This is a genomic window from Faecalibacterium sp. BCRC 81149 (genome assembly GCF_022750605.1).
Lineage (GTDB): Bacteria > Bacillota > Clostridia > Oscillospirales > Ruminococcaceae > Faecalibacterium > Faecalibacterium duncaniae.
Genome location: NZ_QXJA01000002.1, coordinates 344,134 through 361,176, shown reverse-complemented (window position 1 = coordinate 361,176; position 17,043 = coordinate 344,134). Strand labels below are relative to the sequence as shown.

14 protein-coding genes are annotated in these 17,043 nt (G+C 56.9%); 2 read left to right on the top strand and 12 right to left on the bottom strand.

Annotated features, from left to right (window positions below; all coding sequences use genetic code 11):
* Positions 1-224 precede the first annotated feature (224 nt).
* Together pyk and D3F01_RS04565 are read left to right on the top strand one after the other, a co-directional pair.
* Positions 225-1,973 (top strand): pyruvate kinase, encoded by a 1,749-nt coding sequence (gene pyk, locus D3F01_RS04570; protein WP_242886208.1) that lies wholly within the window; start codon positions 225-227, stop codon positions 1,971-1,973.
* 17 nt (positions 1,974-1,990) lie between these two features.
* Positions 1,991-2,443 (top strand): S-ribosylhomocysteine lyase, encoded by a 453-nt coding sequence (locus D3F01_RS04565; RefSeq protein WP_097770351.1) that lies wholly within the window; start codon positions 1,991-1,993, stop codon positions 2,441-2,443.
* Positions 2,444-2,529: 86 nt separating this feature from the next.
* Here D3F01_RS04565 and gpmI read toward each other — a convergent pair whose 3' ends face one another.
* The 12 genes from gpmI to D3F01_RS04505 all read right to left on the bottom strand — a co-directional run bounded on the left by gpmI (position 2,530) and on the right by D3F01_RS04505 (position 16,731).
* Positions 2,530-4,056: a 2,3-bisphosphoglycerate-independent phosphoglycerate mutase gene (gene gpmI, locus D3F01_RS04560; protein WP_242886200.1), complete on the bottom strand. Its 1,527-nt coding sequence runs from the start codon at positions 4,054-4,056 to the stop codon at positions 2,530-2,532.
* A gap of 97 nt (positions 4,057-4,153) precedes the next feature.
* Positions 4,154-4,924 (bottom strand): triose-phosphate isomerase, encoded by a 771-nt coding sequence (tpiA, locus tag D3F01_RS04555; RefSeq protein ID WP_005931061.1) that lies wholly within the window; start codon positions 4,922-4,924, stop codon positions 4,154-4,156.
* Positions 4,925-5,123: 199 nt separating this feature from the next.
* Positions 5,124-6,332, bottom strand: a complete 1,209-nt coding sequence (locus D3F01_RS04550; RefSeq protein WP_097773591.1) for a phosphoglycerate kinase — start codon at positions 6,330-6,332, stop codon at positions 5,124-5,126.
* 267 nt (positions 6,333-6,599) lie between these two features.
* Positions 6,600-8,048, bottom strand: coding sequence for a flippase (locus tag D3F01_RS04545; protein ID WP_242886198.1), 1,449 nt, complete (start codon positions 8,046-8,048; stop codon positions 6,600-6,602).
* Positions 8,049-9,032: a glycosyltransferase gene (locus D3F01_RS04540; RefSeq protein ID WP_242886196.1), complete on the bottom strand. Its 984-nt coding sequence runs from the start codon at positions 9,030-9,032 to the stop codon at positions 8,049-8,051.
* A gap of 13 nt (positions 9,033-9,045) precedes the next feature.
* The gene (locus D3F01_RS04535) at positions 9,046-10,002 is read right to left on the bottom strand and encodes a glycosyltransferase (RefSeq protein WP_242886194.1); all 957 of its coding nucleotides are present in this window, start codon (positions 10,000-10,002) and stop codon (positions 9,046-9,048) included.
* An 11-nt stretch (positions 10,003-10,013) separates the two neighbouring features.
* Entirely contained in the window at positions 10,014-11,162 is a 1,149-nt protein-coding gene (locus D3F01_RS04530; protein WP_242886192.1) for an EpsG family protein, read from the bottom strand.
* A 12-nt stretch (positions 11,163-11,174) separates the two neighbouring features.
* Positions 11,175-12,173: a glycosyltransferase family 2 protein gene (locus D3F01_RS04525; protein WP_242886190.1), complete on the bottom strand. Its 999-nt coding sequence runs from the start codon at positions 12,171-12,173 to the stop codon at positions 11,175-11,177.
* Between the two features lie 15 nt (positions 12,174-12,188).
* Complete coding sequence (locus D3F01_RS04520; RefSeq protein WP_242886188.1) at positions 12,189-13,163, bottom strand: glycosyltransferase; 975 nt, start codon at positions 13,161-13,163, stop codon at positions 12,189-12,191.
* 9 nt (positions 13,164-13,172) lie between these two features.
* Positions 13,173-14,276: a glycosyltransferase family 1 protein gene (locus D3F01_RS04515; RefSeq protein ID WP_242886180.1), complete on the bottom strand. Its 1,104-nt coding sequence runs from the start codon at positions 14,274-14,276 to the stop codon at positions 13,173-13,175.
* Between the two features lie 2 nt (positions 14,277-14,278).
* Positions 14,279-15,283, bottom strand: coding sequence for an NAD-dependent epimerase/dehydratase family protein (locus D3F01_RS04510; protein ID WP_242886177.1), 1,005 nt, complete (start codon positions 15,281-15,283; stop codon positions 14,279-14,281).
* Positions 15,280-16,731 (bottom strand): sugar transferase, encoded by a 1,452-nt coding sequence (locus D3F01_RS04505; protein WP_242886169.1) that lies wholly within the window; start codon positions 16,729-16,731, stop codon positions 15,280-15,282. The genes D3F01_RS04510 and D3F01_RS04505 overlap by 4 nt, the downstream gene beginning before the upstream one ends.
* Between the last annotated feature and the right edge of the window lie 312 nt (positions 16,732-17,043).

The window sequence follows — 17,043 nt, the reverse complement described above, 5'->3', positions numbered from 1 at the left end:
TTTGTTCAAACCTGATGAAATCTTAGCAGTTTCTTTGCAAAGATTTTTCTTGCGCTATTGTATCCAAGAGCTTATAATGTATAGTGGTATGGTTTGTTGAAACAGCCATATTGGCGTATACTGCCGCCGCGGGCGCAAAGCAATCACTGCCCGCCAGAGAGCAGCCAGCTTGGGCTGCTGCGTCAAGATAGAGAGCATTATAGCGTGAACATTGGAGGTATTTTATGAGAAAAACGAAGATCATCTGCACCCTGGGCCCTTCTACCGATAAGGGCGATGTCCTGCGCGACCTGATCGCAAACGGCATGAACGTGGCCCGTTTCAACTTCTCCCACGGTTCCTACGAGGAGCACGGCGGCCGTCTGGCAAAGCTGAAGGCGCTGCGTGAGGAGCTGGGCAAGCCCGTTGCCGCCCTGCTGGACACCAAGGGCCCCGAGATCCGCCTGAAGGAGTTCAAGAACGGTGTGGAGATGCTGGAAGCCGGCCAGACCTTTACCCTGACCACCCGCGAGGTGGAGGGCACCAAGGAGATCTGCTCCGTCACTTACAAGGATCTGCCCCAGGATGTGCAGCCCGGCGGCACCATCATGCTGGACGACGGCCTGATCATGCTGCACATTGAGCAGGTCACCGACACCGACATCATCTGCACCGTGCTGAACAGCGGCAAGATCAAAACCAAAAAGGGTGTCAATGTGCCCGGCGTGCATCTGTCCATGCCCTACCTGAGCCAGAAGGACCGCGAGGACATCATCTTTGGCGTGCAGAACGGCTTTGACTTCATCGCTGCTTCCTTTGTGCGCACCGCACAGGATGTGTACGACATCCGCAACCTGCTGAACGAGTACGATTCCAACATCCGCATCATTGCCAAGATCGAGAACCGTGAGGGCGTGAACAACATCGACAGCATCCTCTCCGCAGCCGATGCCGTCATGGTGGCCCGTGGTGACCTGGGCGTTGAGATCGACTTCACCGAGCTGCCCGGCATCCAGAAGGACATCATCGACCGCTCCTTCTCCTTCGGCAAGCCCATCGTCACTGCCACCCAGATGCTGGACAGCATGATGGTCAACCCCCGCCCCACCCGTGCCGAGATCTCCGACGTGGCAAACGCCATCTACGATGGCACCTCCGCCATCATGCTGTCCGGCGAGACCGCTGCCGGTGACTACCCCGTGGAGGCCCTCAAGACCATGTCTGCCATTGCAGAGCGCACCGAGAATGAGGAGCACTACCGCCCCCAGCGCCACGCCGAGATCCAGATCAGCGTCAGCGATGCAACCGCTCATGCTGCCTGCCTGACCGCCAAGGACGTGAACGCTGCCGCCATCGTCACCGTGTCCGAATCCGGCAACACCGCCCGCCTGCTGAGCAAGTACCGCCCCAAGCAGCCCATCATTGCCTGCGTCATGGACGAGCAGGTGCAGCGTCAGCTCTCCCTGAGCTGGGGCATCACTTCCCTGCTGATGGGCCCCGCCCACAGCACCGATGAGCTGATCGAGATGTCCACCGCTCTGGCCGAGAAGAACGGCTACCTGCACAACGGCGAGCTGGCCGTTGTGACCGCAGGCGTGCCCGTGGGCGTTTCCGGCACCACCAACATGATCAAGATCCACATGGTGGGCAACTGCCTGGCCACCGGTGTAGGCGTGGGCCGCAGCAAGACCGATCTGGTCTCCGCCAGCGGCAAGGCCTGCGTCTGCCGCACTCTGGAGGAGGTCAAGGCAAAGTTCCGCCCCGGCATGGTGCTGGTCGTTCCCTCCACCACCAACGAGATGCTGGGCTATGTCCGCGATGCCGCCGCTCTGGTGGTTGAGGAGCCCGGCCTGAACAGCCACGCTGCCATCGTGGGCAACTCCCTGCTCAAACCCACCATCGTGGGTGCTGCAGGTGCCTGCAGCCACATCCGCGACGGCCTGGATATCGCTGTGGATTGTGCCCACGGCAGCGTCCAGCGCCTGCAGGCCTGATCCTGAAGGAGAACATCATGGAACGCATTGCAAGCTTCTGTGTCGATCACACCAAACTGGACCGGGGCATGTACCTGAGCCGCCAGGACGGTGATGTGCTGACCTGGGACATCCGGATGAAGAAGCCCAACCAGGGCGATTATCTGACCACCGGTGCCGCCCACACGCTGGAGCACTTGTTTGCCACCTACGCCCGCAACAGCGCGGTGAAGGACGGCGTGATCTATGTTGGCCCCATGGGCTGCCGCACCGGCTTCTACCTGCTCACCCGCGGGCTGACCCCGGCGCAGGCACTGGAGTTGACCGTGGATTCCTTCCGCTTCATGGCCGCCTTTGAGGGGGATATCCCCGGTGCCAGCGAGGTGGAATGCGGCAACTACCGCGATATGGATCTGCCCGCCGCCAAGGCCGAGGCAGCCGCCATGCTGCCGGTGCTGGAAGCACTGACCGCTGACCAGCTGCACTACTAAGCAATACAGCAAAAGACCTCCCCATGCAGGCAGCACCTGCACGGGGAGGTCTTTTTGCGTTTCAGGAAAGCTCTTTTACAGAGTGCTTACTCCACGATGATGCTCTTACCGGTCATCTCAGCGGGGACAGGCAGGCCGATATAGGGCAGCATGGTGGGGGCGATATCTGCCAGGCAGCCGCCCTCGCGCAGCTTCACATCGCCGCAGCCAACGGCCACAAAAGGCACCACGTTGGTGGTGTGGGCGGTGAAGGGAGTGCCGTCCGGGTTCATCATCTTCTCGGCGTTGCCGTGGTCAGCCGTGATAAAGGCGCAGCCGCCTGCGTTCAGCACAGCGGTGACCACCTGATCCACAGCGGTATCCACAGCCTCAACAGCCTTGACAGCGGCATCGAACACGCCGGTGTGGCCAACCATGTCGCAGTTGGCAAAGTTCAGGATGATCACATCGTACTTGCCGCTCTCGATGCGCTTGACGCACTCAGCAGCCACCTCAGGGGCGCTCATCTCAGGCTGCAGGTCGTAGGTGGCAACCTTCGGGCTGGGGATGACGCAGCGGTCCTCACCCTCGTAGGGAGCCTCCACACCGCCGTTGAAGAAGAAGGTGACGTGTGCATACTTCTCGGTCTCGGCAATGCGCAGCTGGGTCTTGCCGTTCTCGGACAGGTACTGGCCCAGAACATTCTTCAGCTCCACGGGAGGATAGGCGACCTCGCAGTTGGGCATGGTGGCATCGTACTCGGCCATGCAGACATAGTTGACCTGCTTGCGGCCGCCGCGGCGCTCGAACCCCTTGAAGTCGTCATCGCAGAAGATGCGGGTCATCTGGCGGGCACGGTCGGGACGGAAGTTCATAAAGATGACGGTATCGCCATCCTGCACGCGGCCGCCCTCACAGGTGACGCAGGGCAGAACAAACTCGTCGGTCTTATCGGCAGCATAGGATGCCTCAATGGCCTCGGCAGCGTTGGCAGCGTGGTTGCCCTCACCGTAGACGAATGCGGCGTAAGCCTTCTCCTCGCGGTCCCAGTTGTTGTCGCGGTCCATGGCGTAGTAACGGCCGGAAACGCTGGCGATCTTGCCAACGCCCAGCTCATCCAGCTTGGCCTGCAGGTCAGCCAGGAAGCCCTTGCCGGCGTGGGGGTCGGTATCACGGCCATCGGTGATGCAGTGCAGATAGACTTCCTTTGCGCCCATGTGCTTTGCCATTTCCAGCACGCCGAACCAGTGGTCAGCGTGGCTGTGGACACCGCCGGTGCCCACCAGGCCCATCAGGTGGATGGCCTTGCCTGCCTCAATGGCGGCCTTCATGTTCTTGACCAGCACGGGGTTCTTGAACATCTCACCGTCCCGGATGGACTTAGTGATGAGGGTCAGCTGCTGGTAAACGATGCGGCCAGCGCCCATGTTGGTATGACCCACCTCAGAGTTGCCCATCTGGCCATCGGGCAGGCCGACAGCCATGCCGGAGGCATCGATGGTGGTCATGGGATATTTTGCCATCAGGGCATCCAGATGGGGGGTCTTTGCGGCGACCACAGCATTGCCGTAGGTCTCGTTGGGCACCCAGCCAAAGCCATCCATGATGCACAGAAGTACAGGTTTCTTGGACATAACGTTGAATCTCCTTTGATTTAGAACAAATAGCGCCCGGCACAGCGCTGGAAAAACGGCGCAGCCGGGCGCTGGGAAAACAGGTCAGAGGGCTTTCTCAGCCGTTGGAAGCGGCATTGACGATAACAGCAAAATCAGGAGCCTTCAGAGATGCGCCGCCGATCAGGCCGCCGTCCACATCCTTCTTGCTCAGCAGCTCCTCGCAGTTCTTGGCGTTCATGCTGCCGCCGTACTGGACCGTGACAGCCTCGGCCACAGCCTCGCCGTACACTTCACCGATGACCTTGCGGATCTGAGCGCAGACCTCCTCGGCCTGGTCAGCGGTCGCGGTCTTGCCCGTGCCGATGGCCCAGATGGGCTCGTAGGCAATGACCACATTTGCCATCTGCTCGGCGGTCACGTCGCGCAGGGCGATCTTGGTCTGCATCCGCACCAGCTCCTCGGTCACGCCCTCTTCGCGCTGCTGCAGGCTCTCGCCCACGCAGATGATGACCTTCAGGCCCGCATTCAGGGCAGCCAGAGCGCGCTTGTTCACGGTCTGGTCGGTCTCTGCAAAGTACTGGCGGCGCTCGGAGTGGCCGACGATGACGTACTCCACACCCAGATCCACCAGCATATCGGCACTGATCTCGCCGGTGAACGCACCGGACTTCTCAAAGTGGACATTCTCAGCACCCACATGGATGTTGGTGCCCTTGGTCTTTTCCACAGCGGTGACCAGATCGGTGTAGGGGGTGCAGATAACGACCTCACAGGAAGCATCCTTGACGGCGGGGATCAGCTCATCCACCAGCTTGGCTGCCTCAGTGGCGGTCTTGTTCATCTTCCAGTTGCCTGCAATGATTGCCTTACGCTTTGCCTTATCCATTCTTACGATCTCCTTATCAAAATATCTCTCCGCCGCCTTCGTTGCCGCCTCTCCCGGCAGGAGAGGCAGGATAAACGACATCTCCTGCCTCCCGGATGGGGGCTGGCGAACGTCGGCAAGGCTGAGAGATCTTATTACCCAAAATAAAAAGTGCGGCGGCGTATATGCCGCCGCACCTCAGTGATGCTGGTTCAGATGCTTATGCGTTCTGGATCACAGCGATACCAGGCAGCTCCTTGCCCTCCAGATACTCCAGAGAAGCGCCGCCGCCGGTAGAGATGTGGGTCATCTTGTCGCCCAGGCCCATCTGCTGCACAGCTGCTGCGCTGTCGCCGCCGCCGATCACGGTGGTAGCATCGCTCTCAGCCATAGCCTTGGCAACAGCCAGAGTGCCGGCTGCCAGGGTGGGGTTCTCGAACACGCCCATGGGGCCGTTCCACACCACGGTCTTGGATGCCTTGACAGCATCGGCAAACAGCTTCATGGTCTCGGGGCCGATGTCGCAGCCCTCCATGTCAGCAGGGATGGCGGTGACGGGCACCACAGTGACATCCACGGGAGCGTCGATGGGATCGGGGAAGTCCTTGATGCAGGCTGCATCCACGGGCAGCAGCAGCTTCACGCCCTTCTCCTTGGCCTTGGCCATCATTTCCTTGCAGTAATCCAGCTTGGTATCGTCGCACAGGCTCTTGCCGACCTCGTAGCCCTGAGCCTTGACGAAGGTGTAAGCCATGCCGCCGCCGATGATCAGGGTATCGACCTTCTCCAGCAGATTGGAGATGACGTTCAGCTTATCGGCGACCTTAGCGCCGCCCAGGATGGCGGTGAAGGGACGGACGGGATCGTTGACTGCGTTGCCCAGGTACTTGATCTCCTTCTCCATCAGGTAACCGACAGCGGTATCCTTGATGTAGTCGGTGACACCTGCGGTGGAGCAGTGTGCACGGTGGCAGCTGCCGAATGCATCGTCAACGTATGCATCTGCCAGAGAAGCCAGCTCCTGGCTGAACTCAGGCATGTTCTTGGTCTCTTCCTTGCGGAAACGGGTGTTCTGCAGCAGAACGACATCGCCGTTGTTCATTGCAGCAACAGCAGCCTTTGCGTTCTCGCCCACAACGTTATCGTCATCAGCGAACACAACGGTCTTGCCCAGCTTTGCGCTCAGAGCCACAGCAACGGGTGCCAGGCTGAACTTTGCCTCGGGGCCGTTCTTGGGTTTGCCCAGGTGGCTGCACAGGATGACCTTAGCACCATCGTTGACCAGCTTCTGGATGGTGGGCAGAGCCGCATTGATGCGGTTCTCGTTGGTGATCACGCCGTCCTTCATCGGGACATTGAAATCGCAGCGGACAAGGACCTTCTTGCCGCAGTAATTCTGATCGTCGATCGTTTTCTTACCTAAACCCATGGTAACAAACTCCTCTCAAATTCTTTTCGTTCGGAATCGAATTTTGCTCTTCATCGGGGGCCGCGCACTGCGAACTTCCCCGTACATCCTTATTATAAACAAAAAGCGTGTGTATTGCAAGGATGGGAGATGGATAATTTATTAACAAACATTTGTTGCAGAAGCAAAGAAATGTGGTGATTTTGCCGGAACGCACCAAAAAGCGCCGTTTTTTCTGAAAAAGTCCCGCCGCAGGGAGTGTTCGCCCCCCGCAGCGGGTCTGTCCATTCAGGATATTTTCCGGAGCTTCTGCTTCGCTTTTTCCAGATATTCCAGCACCAGCGGATTTTTCATGCCCAGCAGGATGACCGCGTATGCAGCCACTGCGCCCAGCACCGCCGCCAGAATGGAGACGAGATTGGGCAGAGCCAGTGCCTTGACCCCGGTACAGACAAGAACGATGCCCACACAGCCGCAGAGCACCGAGCCAACGGTGCGCCGGTCAGCTGAGACCGTGACCAGACCCCTGGAGCAGCGGATACAGAGCACCATGGAGCACAGCTCTGCCAGCAGGGTGGTAAAGGCCGCCGCATTCTCCCGGAACCGCGGGATGAGCAGGATGTTCAGCCCCACGTTCAGCAGACCGCTGACCAGCGTGATCCAGAACAGTTCCTTTTCTCTTCCGCAGGGCAGAAGCGCGCAGGAATTGTACAGCCAGCCAAACAGACAGACGATCAGGGCAAGGCTCAGGATCTGCAGTGGCATCACCGCATCCAGATAGCTTTCCCCGGAAATAAAGAGGACGACCTCCCGGCTGAGGGCAAACAGTCCCACCACAGCCGGAGCCACCACCACGATGAGCGCGTTGAAGATATTGTTGAACAGCTTGTTGAAGTTTGCCTTGTCTCCCACGCCCGCATAATGGGACAGCCGCGGGATGGACACCACCAGCACCGCCGAAAGCAGGTTCTTTACAATGCCATAGATCTTACCCGCCACCGAGTAAATGCCCACATTGTAATCTGTTCCCAGAATGCCCAGGATCGTGGTATCCGAGCTGACATAAAGGGTCGTTGCCAGCGTGGATGCAAAGATGATGAGGATTGGCTTGAGGTGCTTTTTCCAGTCGATCCTTCTTGTCAGCCAGATGGTGCAGTACCGCCGGACCCGGAAAAAGTTGAGCACATTGGCACCTACCGCCGCAAACACCGTGATGCCCGCATAGATGCAGTAGTCATCCCGGGTCTTGACGAAGGCAAACAGCATGAAAATAGACAGCACCTGAAACAGCAGACCTCGGATGGTGATATAGGTATACTCCTCAAAGATCGTGAACACCCATTCGGTGCCGATGGTCGTGAATAAGATCTGTAAACTCAGTACCAACATCAGGTCGGTATAGGCATGGAGCTTTGTCCAGAAAAGCATCGTCACCGCCAATGCCGCATAGGTCAGGGCCGTGGAGATCATATTGATGGAGAACATCTCCGATGCAAAAGCCGACAGTTTTTCCCGGTCGTTCACATAGCGGGACCCCTCACGCACCGCATAGGAGGAGATGCCAAGGCCTGCAAACAGCAGAAAATACCCGCAGACGGAGCTTGCAAAGTTCACTTTGCCCAGGTTTTCCACCTGAAGAACATTGGAAGCGTAGGGGAATGTGATCAGCGGAAAGATGATATTCATCAATGTTTTGAATGCGCTCATTGCCGCATTCAGACTGAGGGACTTTTTCATTCAGATCTCCACTTCGTAAGTTTTTCTGGCCTGTTTCTTTTTCAGCCAGCTGTTCCAGAGCAGATACGAATACAACGTTTTTATAAAATACCGATACTGCCCTGCACGAAGCCAGCCTGCCAGAAGGGGGCCGGCATTTCTCTTAAACTCCCGTTCCGCTTCGGCACACGCCTGCTCCATAAAAGCATCATCCTTGCAGTATTTCACCACAATTTCTCTGCACCGCAGCGCATATCCGGCCCGTGCAGACCGGTACACGAACGGTTCATCTACAAACACTTCACAGATACGCCGCCATGCCTTCAGCTCTGTCAGTTTTCCTGCCGAATAATGCCCGCTCGTCACCGAGTCATCGTTGACATAGTAATAGTAAAGTGCCTTGTCGATGCAGGAAATTTTTTCTGCCTTTCGGATACATTTTGCAAGAAACAGCGTATCCTCACCAATTTTCAAGTCAATATCGAACACAACATCTTGTGTGACCGCACGGCGGTAAAGCGCACCCCAGCACACTGTATGTGCCTTCCGGCTGTTCCAGTCATATCGTCTGACCGGCATAACACTGACTTTCTCCGTCTCATCGCTCTTTGTCTGGGTTAGTCCGGTCGTGCCCAGAAGATCCAGACCGTAGCAATAAGCAATCTCCGCACCGGTCTCATCTAGCACTCTTTTGAGCCGCTCTATGCACTCGGCATGGAGCGAATCATCCGGGTCAGCAAAAGAAATCAGTGTGCCTGTACTTTTTTCCAATCCCAGATTTCGCGCAGAGGAAACACCACCGTTTGACTTATGGTATATCTTGATCCGCGGATCTTTTTCCGCGTAGCGCTGGCAGATGGCAAGGGAGTTGTCTGTTGACCCATCATCCACCAGAATGATCTCCAGATCCCGATAGGTCTGACCAAGGATGCTGTCCAGACATTTTTCCAGATACTTTTCTTTGTTATAGATCGGCACAATGATACTGACGGTATCGTTCAGCACAAATTCTCCTCCCTTATTTTGCCGCCGGGCCGTTTTTCAGCAGGAACAGTTTTGCATACAGCCTCCGGCTGCATCTGAGCAACTGATACTTCCGCTGGCTGCTGGTGCAGAGCAGCTTTGCCGCCGCCGGGTCACACTCCTGCAGAAAGGCCTCCATCTTTGCGCGGCGCTCCGTGTCCTGCATCAGATACGGATAGCAGTGCTCCACCACGCTCAGCATGGCGGCATCATTCTCCGGCATTCCCGGGTACGCTTCCCGGATGGCCCGGTACTTCTGGTAGCCCATATCCAGCTTATCCTCGTAGAACTTCATGTTCCTGCGGTGAAGGATGCTGTCCGGGCGCTGATAGTAATAATACAGCGGCACCGGACGGTATGCGACCTTGCTGCACTGCTGAAAAATGCGGTATGTCGTACCCTGATCCTCCATCATCCGGCCCAGCGGATAGCGGACATCCCGGAACAGCTCCCGCTTGTAGAGCTTGTTCCAGGCAAAATCCCCCAGCTCATCCGAGACAAGGGTGCTGCGGATGGCTTCCCGGCCTGTCATGCACTGCACCGGTACGGTGAGTTCAGCCGGGGCAAGCTCTTCTTCCCGTTCAAACATCCGGAAGCCCACCACAGCAACATCCGCATTCTGTTCCTGCAGGTCACGGCAAAGCGTTTCCAGCATCCGGCTGTCCAGAAAGTCATCACTGTCCACAAAGCAGAGATACGTTCCCTGTGCCCGTTCGAGCCCTGTGTTGCGCGCTGCAGAGAGTCCCCCGTTTTTCTGGTGGACTGCCGTTACACGTTCTTCCTGTGCGGCATATTCGTCGCAGATGGCTCCGCTGGCATCGGTGGAACCATCGTCCACCAGCAGGACCTCAAGATCCTGATAGGTCTGGTGCAGGATGCTGTCCACGCAGCGGCGGAGATATCGCTCCACATTGTAGACCGGAACAATGACACTGATCAGCTCTGTCTCCATGTTCTGTTCCCTCAGAAGAATGTTTCTCTGCCGATGTGGAGGATCTCCGAGGTGTACGGGCAAATGGCATTGTTGCCCTGAATATACGCCTGATAGATCCAGATGATGACCAGCATTCCCCACATGGCAGCCTTCAGCAGCTTGCGCAGACGCTCATCCTCCACGCACTTGACCACACGGCCAATGGCGAGGTAACGGAAGAACGCAAAATACAGGCAGATGCGGTAGAGCGGCACATTGATGTTGCGCAGCTGGGCCGTTGCCATCTCGATCAGGATCATCACGATCCAGAAATCAGCATCCGAGCGGGTAAAGCGGCGGCGGCCCTCCCCTTCCTCTTTTGCGTACCAGCGGTACAGCACAATGGGCAGGATCAGGAACGGCAGACGCACAATGATGGGATTCAGCGTGAAACCGCCCGCATTGGCATCATAATAATATCCGTAATGTCGATCAATGAAGTCCACATTCAGGGCCAGCCTGACCACAGCCTTGCTGAAAAAGGCAAGGTAGACCGAAAATGCCGCCAGGCCACCCTTGACCCATCGGTTGTCGAAATGCTGAAGCAGGATATAGATCAGCAGTGCACCAAACGAGATAAAGGTGGCATTGTGGAACAGGCAGGAGACCGCCAGCAGTAGGACCGCCCAGTGATACTTTTTCTTCCACGCAAAGCTGAACGCCAGAAATGCCACCCCCAGCGCCACAGACTGCCGCTCGGCATTATAAGTATCGCCATAATACAGGCAGAGGTAAGCCAGCCAGCCATAGGGCACAGAGACATACTCCTTATACTGCACCAGCCCGATCATAAACAGGCCGCAGGCCAACAGGTCCACCATAAAGTAAAGCCAATGGACATCGCCAAAAACATGGGCCGCCAGATAGACCAGCGTCATAAACAGCGGCTCTGTTTTGCACCGCTGCCGGATGCAGGCCAGCAGACCATCCTGCAGCTTTGCATCTGTCATCCATCCCTCATACACCACGCTGTCCGTGCCAATGGACGGGTCCCGCAAGCCTGCCAATACCGCCATCACCAGCACCGCCAGCGCCAGGCAGAGATAAAAGCCCTTCTCGTTGTTTTTCTTCGTCCGCAGGTGCTCGCCATAGGCAGCAATGCCCACAGAAGCAGCAAAGGTTCCCAGATAAATCAGCATAACTTCTCCATTTTATTTTTCGACTGTGTGTTTATTTTTCCATTCTCCCAGCCCATAAACGGCATAGAACAGCCGCTTGCTGATCAAAAGTGTTTCCACCTTGATCCGGTCTGCCTTTTTGGCCCAGGGCCGCCGGGCAAGCACCCGGTACTCCTGCACAAACCGGCAGATCCGTGCTTGAGCCTCCGGATAGCTGCCAAAGCCGCCATCCAGAATGCCTTTCAGTGTCTTCAGGTATGTAACCAGCTGCAGGTATTCCGCTTCTGCTTTCAGCACCGGAACCGTTTCTGCAATAAAGCGGGTCACGTCCTCGCCCACATCCAGAATGACCAGATTCTTCTCGGCAATGCCGCTCTTCATGGTCGAACCGGTATGGATGCGGTAATCGTACATCGGTTCCGGAAACACTTCCACTTTTGCACAGCGGGCAATGGCACGGTACATCACCGCATAGTCCTCGTACAGGATGCCCGCAGGAAACTGCAGATCTCCCCAAACCTCCCGCCGGAAGAAAACGCCGCCTGCCCCATGCCCGATGCCCTGATGCAGCAGCATCCGGCGCATGGTCTCTTCCCGGTTCAGCAACTCTGGGATCTGGTGCGGATTTTCCGTCCGCCCCTCCGGCTGCTCTGTCGAGAACATCTCCAGCGGGGTCAGGGCTGCATCAGCACCATCTGCCTCACAGCGCTCCACGAACTGAGCAAGCGCCGTGGAGCGGATCAGATCATCGCTGTCCAGCAGGTAAAAATATTTTCCCTGCGCCTGTTTCAACCCAACATTCCGGGCATCGGACTGCCCCCCATTGGGCTTATGGAACACCCGGATGCGGCCATCCTCCGCAGCCAGTTCATCACAAAGCTCTCCGCTGCCATCGGTGGAGCCGTCATCTACCAAAAGCAGCTCCCAGTTCTGGTAACTCTGCGCCTGCACGCTCTGCACACAGTCCCTCAGATACGGATAAACATTATAGACCGGCACAATGACCGATACAAGCGATTTTCTTTCCTCCAACCGGATCCCTCCACTTTACTTTTTTCCACGCCATTGCGTTTTTTCATAGACCCGTCGGGTCATGGCATAGCCGCTGTAGGAGAGCGCCGCCGCCAGCCGGGCCTTTTTGCGGGCCTGCGGGTCCAGCAGAACGTTCCGGCGGTATTTTTTCACTTCCTGCCAGAGGGCCTTTTCAATCTTTTCATGCTGCCTGTCCTGGATTTGGAACAGGATATTGCAGACATTGCTCAGATAGCGGCACTCCGCCGCACGGCTCAACTGGGGGAAATCACGCTTTACGTTTTCCATCAGCGCGTGGCAGTGCCGCACGCTGTCCAGCTTTCTGGGGTTGAAGACCATATTCTGGATGCTGCTGCCCCGCTGGAAATAGTAGTAATCCCGGTTTGCGATATGTGCCGCCTTATGGGCACGCTTTGTCACCTCGTAGGCGACCGGGATATCCTCATAGAGCTTGCCCACCGGGTAGCGCACGCCCTCAAACAGTGCACGCTTATAGAGCTTGGTGGGGGTGGTCACCTCCATGCCCTCCTGATACAGGATGCGGCGCAGGCATTCCTCCCGGGTCAGGATCTCGAATGCTTCCAGACGCTCTGTGGGCACGGACTGCACCGGCTGGCCCTCGAACACCTCTTCAAAACAGCTGGCTGAAAAATCCGCTCCCGCCTGCTCCAGTGCCCGGTACAGGTTCTCGATGTAATAGGGTGACACCCAGTCATCGCCGTCCACAAAAGAGAGGTATTCCCCCTTTGCCGCGTCCACACCAGCGTTGCGGGCATCGGACAGACCACCATTTTTCTTGTGGAGCACCCGCACCCGGGCATCCTGTGCCGCATATTCATCACAGAGGGCCTCGCTGCCATCGGTGGAGCCGTCGTCCACCAGCAGCAGCTCCATGTTCTGATAGCTCTGCCCCAATAGACTGTCCACACAGCGGTTCAGATATGGCTTTACATTATAAACAGGAACAACGATGCTTACCAAAGGGTCCATCTTATCTCCTCATTTCAGCAGGTCGAAGTAAAACTCTTCCAGCTTCTTCGCCTCGGTGACGATATCAAAACCGCCTGCCCGCATCTCAGCAGAGGTGTCCCGCCGCCGGGCATCTTCTGCAGCCCGGATCGCCGCATCCGCCCAGACTGCCGGGCTTTCCCGCAAGCTCAGGTACTGCATCTCGGGCAGGACCTGAGCCTCCTGCGGCACCTCTGTGGAACAGATGACCGGCAATGCCGCCGCTTGTGCTTCGATCAGCACGATCCCAAGCCCCTCATACCGCGATGGCAGAACAAAGGCATCCATGGCCTGATAGAACTTTGCAGGATCGCTCTGTCGGCCCAGAAAACGGACATTCTCCTGCAGCCCCAGCGCCTCCGCTTTCCGGCGGGCAGCGGCTTCGCTTTCCCCTTCTCCAATTAGCAGTAAAACGGCATCCGGCCGTTGTTTGCAGACCTCTGCCATTACATCCAGCAGAAATTCGTGATTCTTGGCATAGCAGAACCGTCCGACATGGCCCAGCACCAGTTCATCCCCCAGGCCAAGCTCCTGCCGGACGGCTTTCCGTTTGGAGGCATCATAAGTAAAGCGGTCGAGCTCAATGGCATTGTTGAACACCCGGAAGGGCTTTTCGCCATAAAGCCAGCTGCCTGCCGTTCTGGAGCAGGCACAGAGCCGGGTGGGATACACCGCGGCAAAGGGACGGAGCAGGTACTTCATCACATTTTTTGCCCCTTCTCCCCTGCCCACCGTAGAATGGTTATGCGCGATCCGGTTGGGCACCCCTGCACGCTTTGCCCCCCAGAGGGAAAGCACGCTCAGGGTGTTCATGTGGGAGTGAACGATCTGGTATCCGTTCTGACGGAACAGCCGCCCGATCTCCCGTTCATACTGCGGCAGGTGGGTATATTTTGGCACCACATACACCCGGCCGCCCAGCCGTTCGATCTCTTCCCGCTGGGGCAGGGTCGAGCCTTTCAGCGCGAAAAAATCGAACTGAACTCTGGAACGGTCCATGTGGCGGTAGTAGTTCATCACCACCATCTCCACACCGCCGTAGTTCATATCCGTCATCATCTGGGCCACACGGATGGGCTGTGCATTCTGCTCCATGGTCATACCAGCTCCTTGCGGTCACAATCCTCGAACCAGTCCCGGAAGCTCTCCTCCAGCGTATAGTGGAACCTGTAATCGGTGGCGGCCAGCTTTCTGCCGCAGACATTGGTGGATACCATCAGTTTCCGGACACGGGCGGGATGGATGCCCACCTTTTTGCCCCCGATGGGTCCCAGAATGCCCGCCGCAAACAGCAGCAGTCCGGCGGGCACCAACGGCACATGGCGGTGCAGGCCGGTCGCCTTCTGCATTGCATCGCAGATCTCTTCAATGGTATAGGCCGGCTCGTAGGTACAGTTATAGATCTCTGCTCCGGGGAAGGAATGATCCAGCATCCGGTACTTGAAGAAGCGCACCAGCTCCTTGACGTAGATGCACGCCTTGATGGTGTCCTTCCGGCCGGCATAGAAAAAGTAGCCCTTCTTCTGCCCCCTGTACAGGCGGGTCATGTTGCCGTGCTCCCCTTTGCCATAAACAATGCCCGGCCGCACGATGGTCAGCTCCCGGGCCGGATCACGGGCCTGCCAGATCTGGTGGATCTTTTCTGCCACCAGCTTGCTGATCCCATACGGCGTGTTGGGCGTTGGCAGAGTCTCCTCCGTCTTGAGGTCCTCAGACGCGCCATAGGGTGCAATGGAGCTGGTGAACAGGATCTTCCGGATGCCGTATTTTTCCGCAAATGCGGTCACATTTTCCGCACCCCGGATATTTGTTTCAAAATAGGCTTCTTCCGGGTGGCCGGGGGTGCGGTGGACCGCTGCCAGATCAAAGATCACATCCTCCGGAGTCGGAACGAACTCAAAATCGATGGGCTTGCGCACATCCAGCCGGATATACTGCACCCCATCGTTCTTTTCCACAACGCCCGGCACCACGCCCTCTTCCCCGGGCATCACAAGATCCAGGTCGTAGATCACGTCGCCGGGTCTGACGCATTCCCTCAGCAGCAAATGAATGAGATGGGTGCCGATAAAACCGGACCCACCAAAAAGAATATAATTCATTTTGCCCCTTTCCGGTCAAACACAACGCCCACCGTCCTGAACAGCAGGTAGATATCCATCCAGATGGACCAGTTGTCGATGTACTGGACATCCAGCTTGACCACTTCTTCAAAATCATCAATATCGCTGCGGCCGCTTACCTGCCACAGGCCGGTAATTCCCGGCTTCATGGAAAGGCGGCGCTTGTGATGGCTCTCGTACTGCCGGTACTCATCCAGCGTGGGCGGACGGGTACCCACCAGGCTCATGGAGCCCCGCACAACGTCAAAAAACTGCGGCAGCTCATCGATGCTGGTGCGCCGGATAAAGCGCCCCACCCGGGTGATTCGGGGATCATCCTCCATCTTGAACATCAGGCCGTTCATTTCGTTCTGGGCCATCAGCTCCTTTTTGCGTGCCTCCGCGTCCACATACATGCTGCGCAGCTTGTGGATGTAGAACACACGTCCATTCCGGCCCACCCGGCGCTGCTTGAAGATCAGCGGGCCGGGGCTTTCCAGCTTGAGCGGAATGGCCACCAACGCAATGATGGGGATGCTGATGATACACCCCACGATGCCGCCTACGATATCCATGGTCCGCTTCAGCACCTGATCCCGCAGCTTGAGTTCCACCGTGCCCATCGTCACAACATTGCCGCCCGCACAGCGGCTCAGTTCCCGGCTGATGCGCACTGCACTGGTCTCATCGCAGCAGGCTTTTTCGATCCGATCCAGCACCGGCAGGCGAAAATGGACCGTCAGGCCCATGCTCTCCATCTCCTCGAGGTAGGGCAGCATGTTTTCCTCGCTCTCCTGCGCCACATCCAGATACACTTCATCCAGCGCTGCCTGCCGCAGCCAGTCCATGAAATTATCGAAGTTCGCCTCGATCTTCACCCCATCGATCTCAGTGTGAAGCTGCTCCGGGGCAGCTTCCAGAATGGCAAGGCCGGTCACACGCTTGGACCAGTCCTTTTTCAATTCTTCCAGGATAGGGCTTGCGTTTTCCTGCGTGGTCACCACCCCCACAAGGCTCTGGATCCCCTTGGTATAGCGGGAGCGCACCAGCATCTTTTTGAGGACAGCATGAGCGCCCGTCATCACAAAGACATCGATGACGGGCACAAACACCAGAAAATAGCGGGAGTGCAGCATGGGAGCCTTGGTCAGCGCCAGACAGGCCGCATCAATGAGGGTCAGCAAAAAATTGAACCGCACCGCAATTTCAACTTCACGGACCGGCGTGCGGTTCACGATATTTTCGCTCTGATCAAATGTAAAAAAAGTCAGAATATAGGCCAGCAGCAACAAGAAACAGGCCTCTACCAGATCGTCCAGCTGGAAGTCTCCCATCTTGTGCAGAACACCTGCGGTCAGCCCCCACGCCAGCCCAATGCTGAGAACCAGAGAGAGCAGATCAATCAGAAACAGGTATCCATACTGCAGTTTTTCACGTTTCGTAATCATACTGTTTCGTTGTCTCCATTTATTTTTACCATTTTATCATATCGGGAGAAGGGTTGCAATAGATGGAGATCGAATGCGTGCTGCATTTGTCGGATCACTACAAATGGATCGCGCCATTTTACGAAAGCGCCTTATCGCGCCCAAAATGGTCAGCAAAAAGCGCCCTTTCTCTCGCATCACACAAGAGAAAGGGCGCAGTCAAGCTTTATTCAGCTCAGGAGAAACTCCGATCAGCAGTTCTCAGCGAAGTACTTAATGGTACGAACCATCTGAGAGGTGTAGGAGTTCTCGTTGTCGTACCAGGACACGACC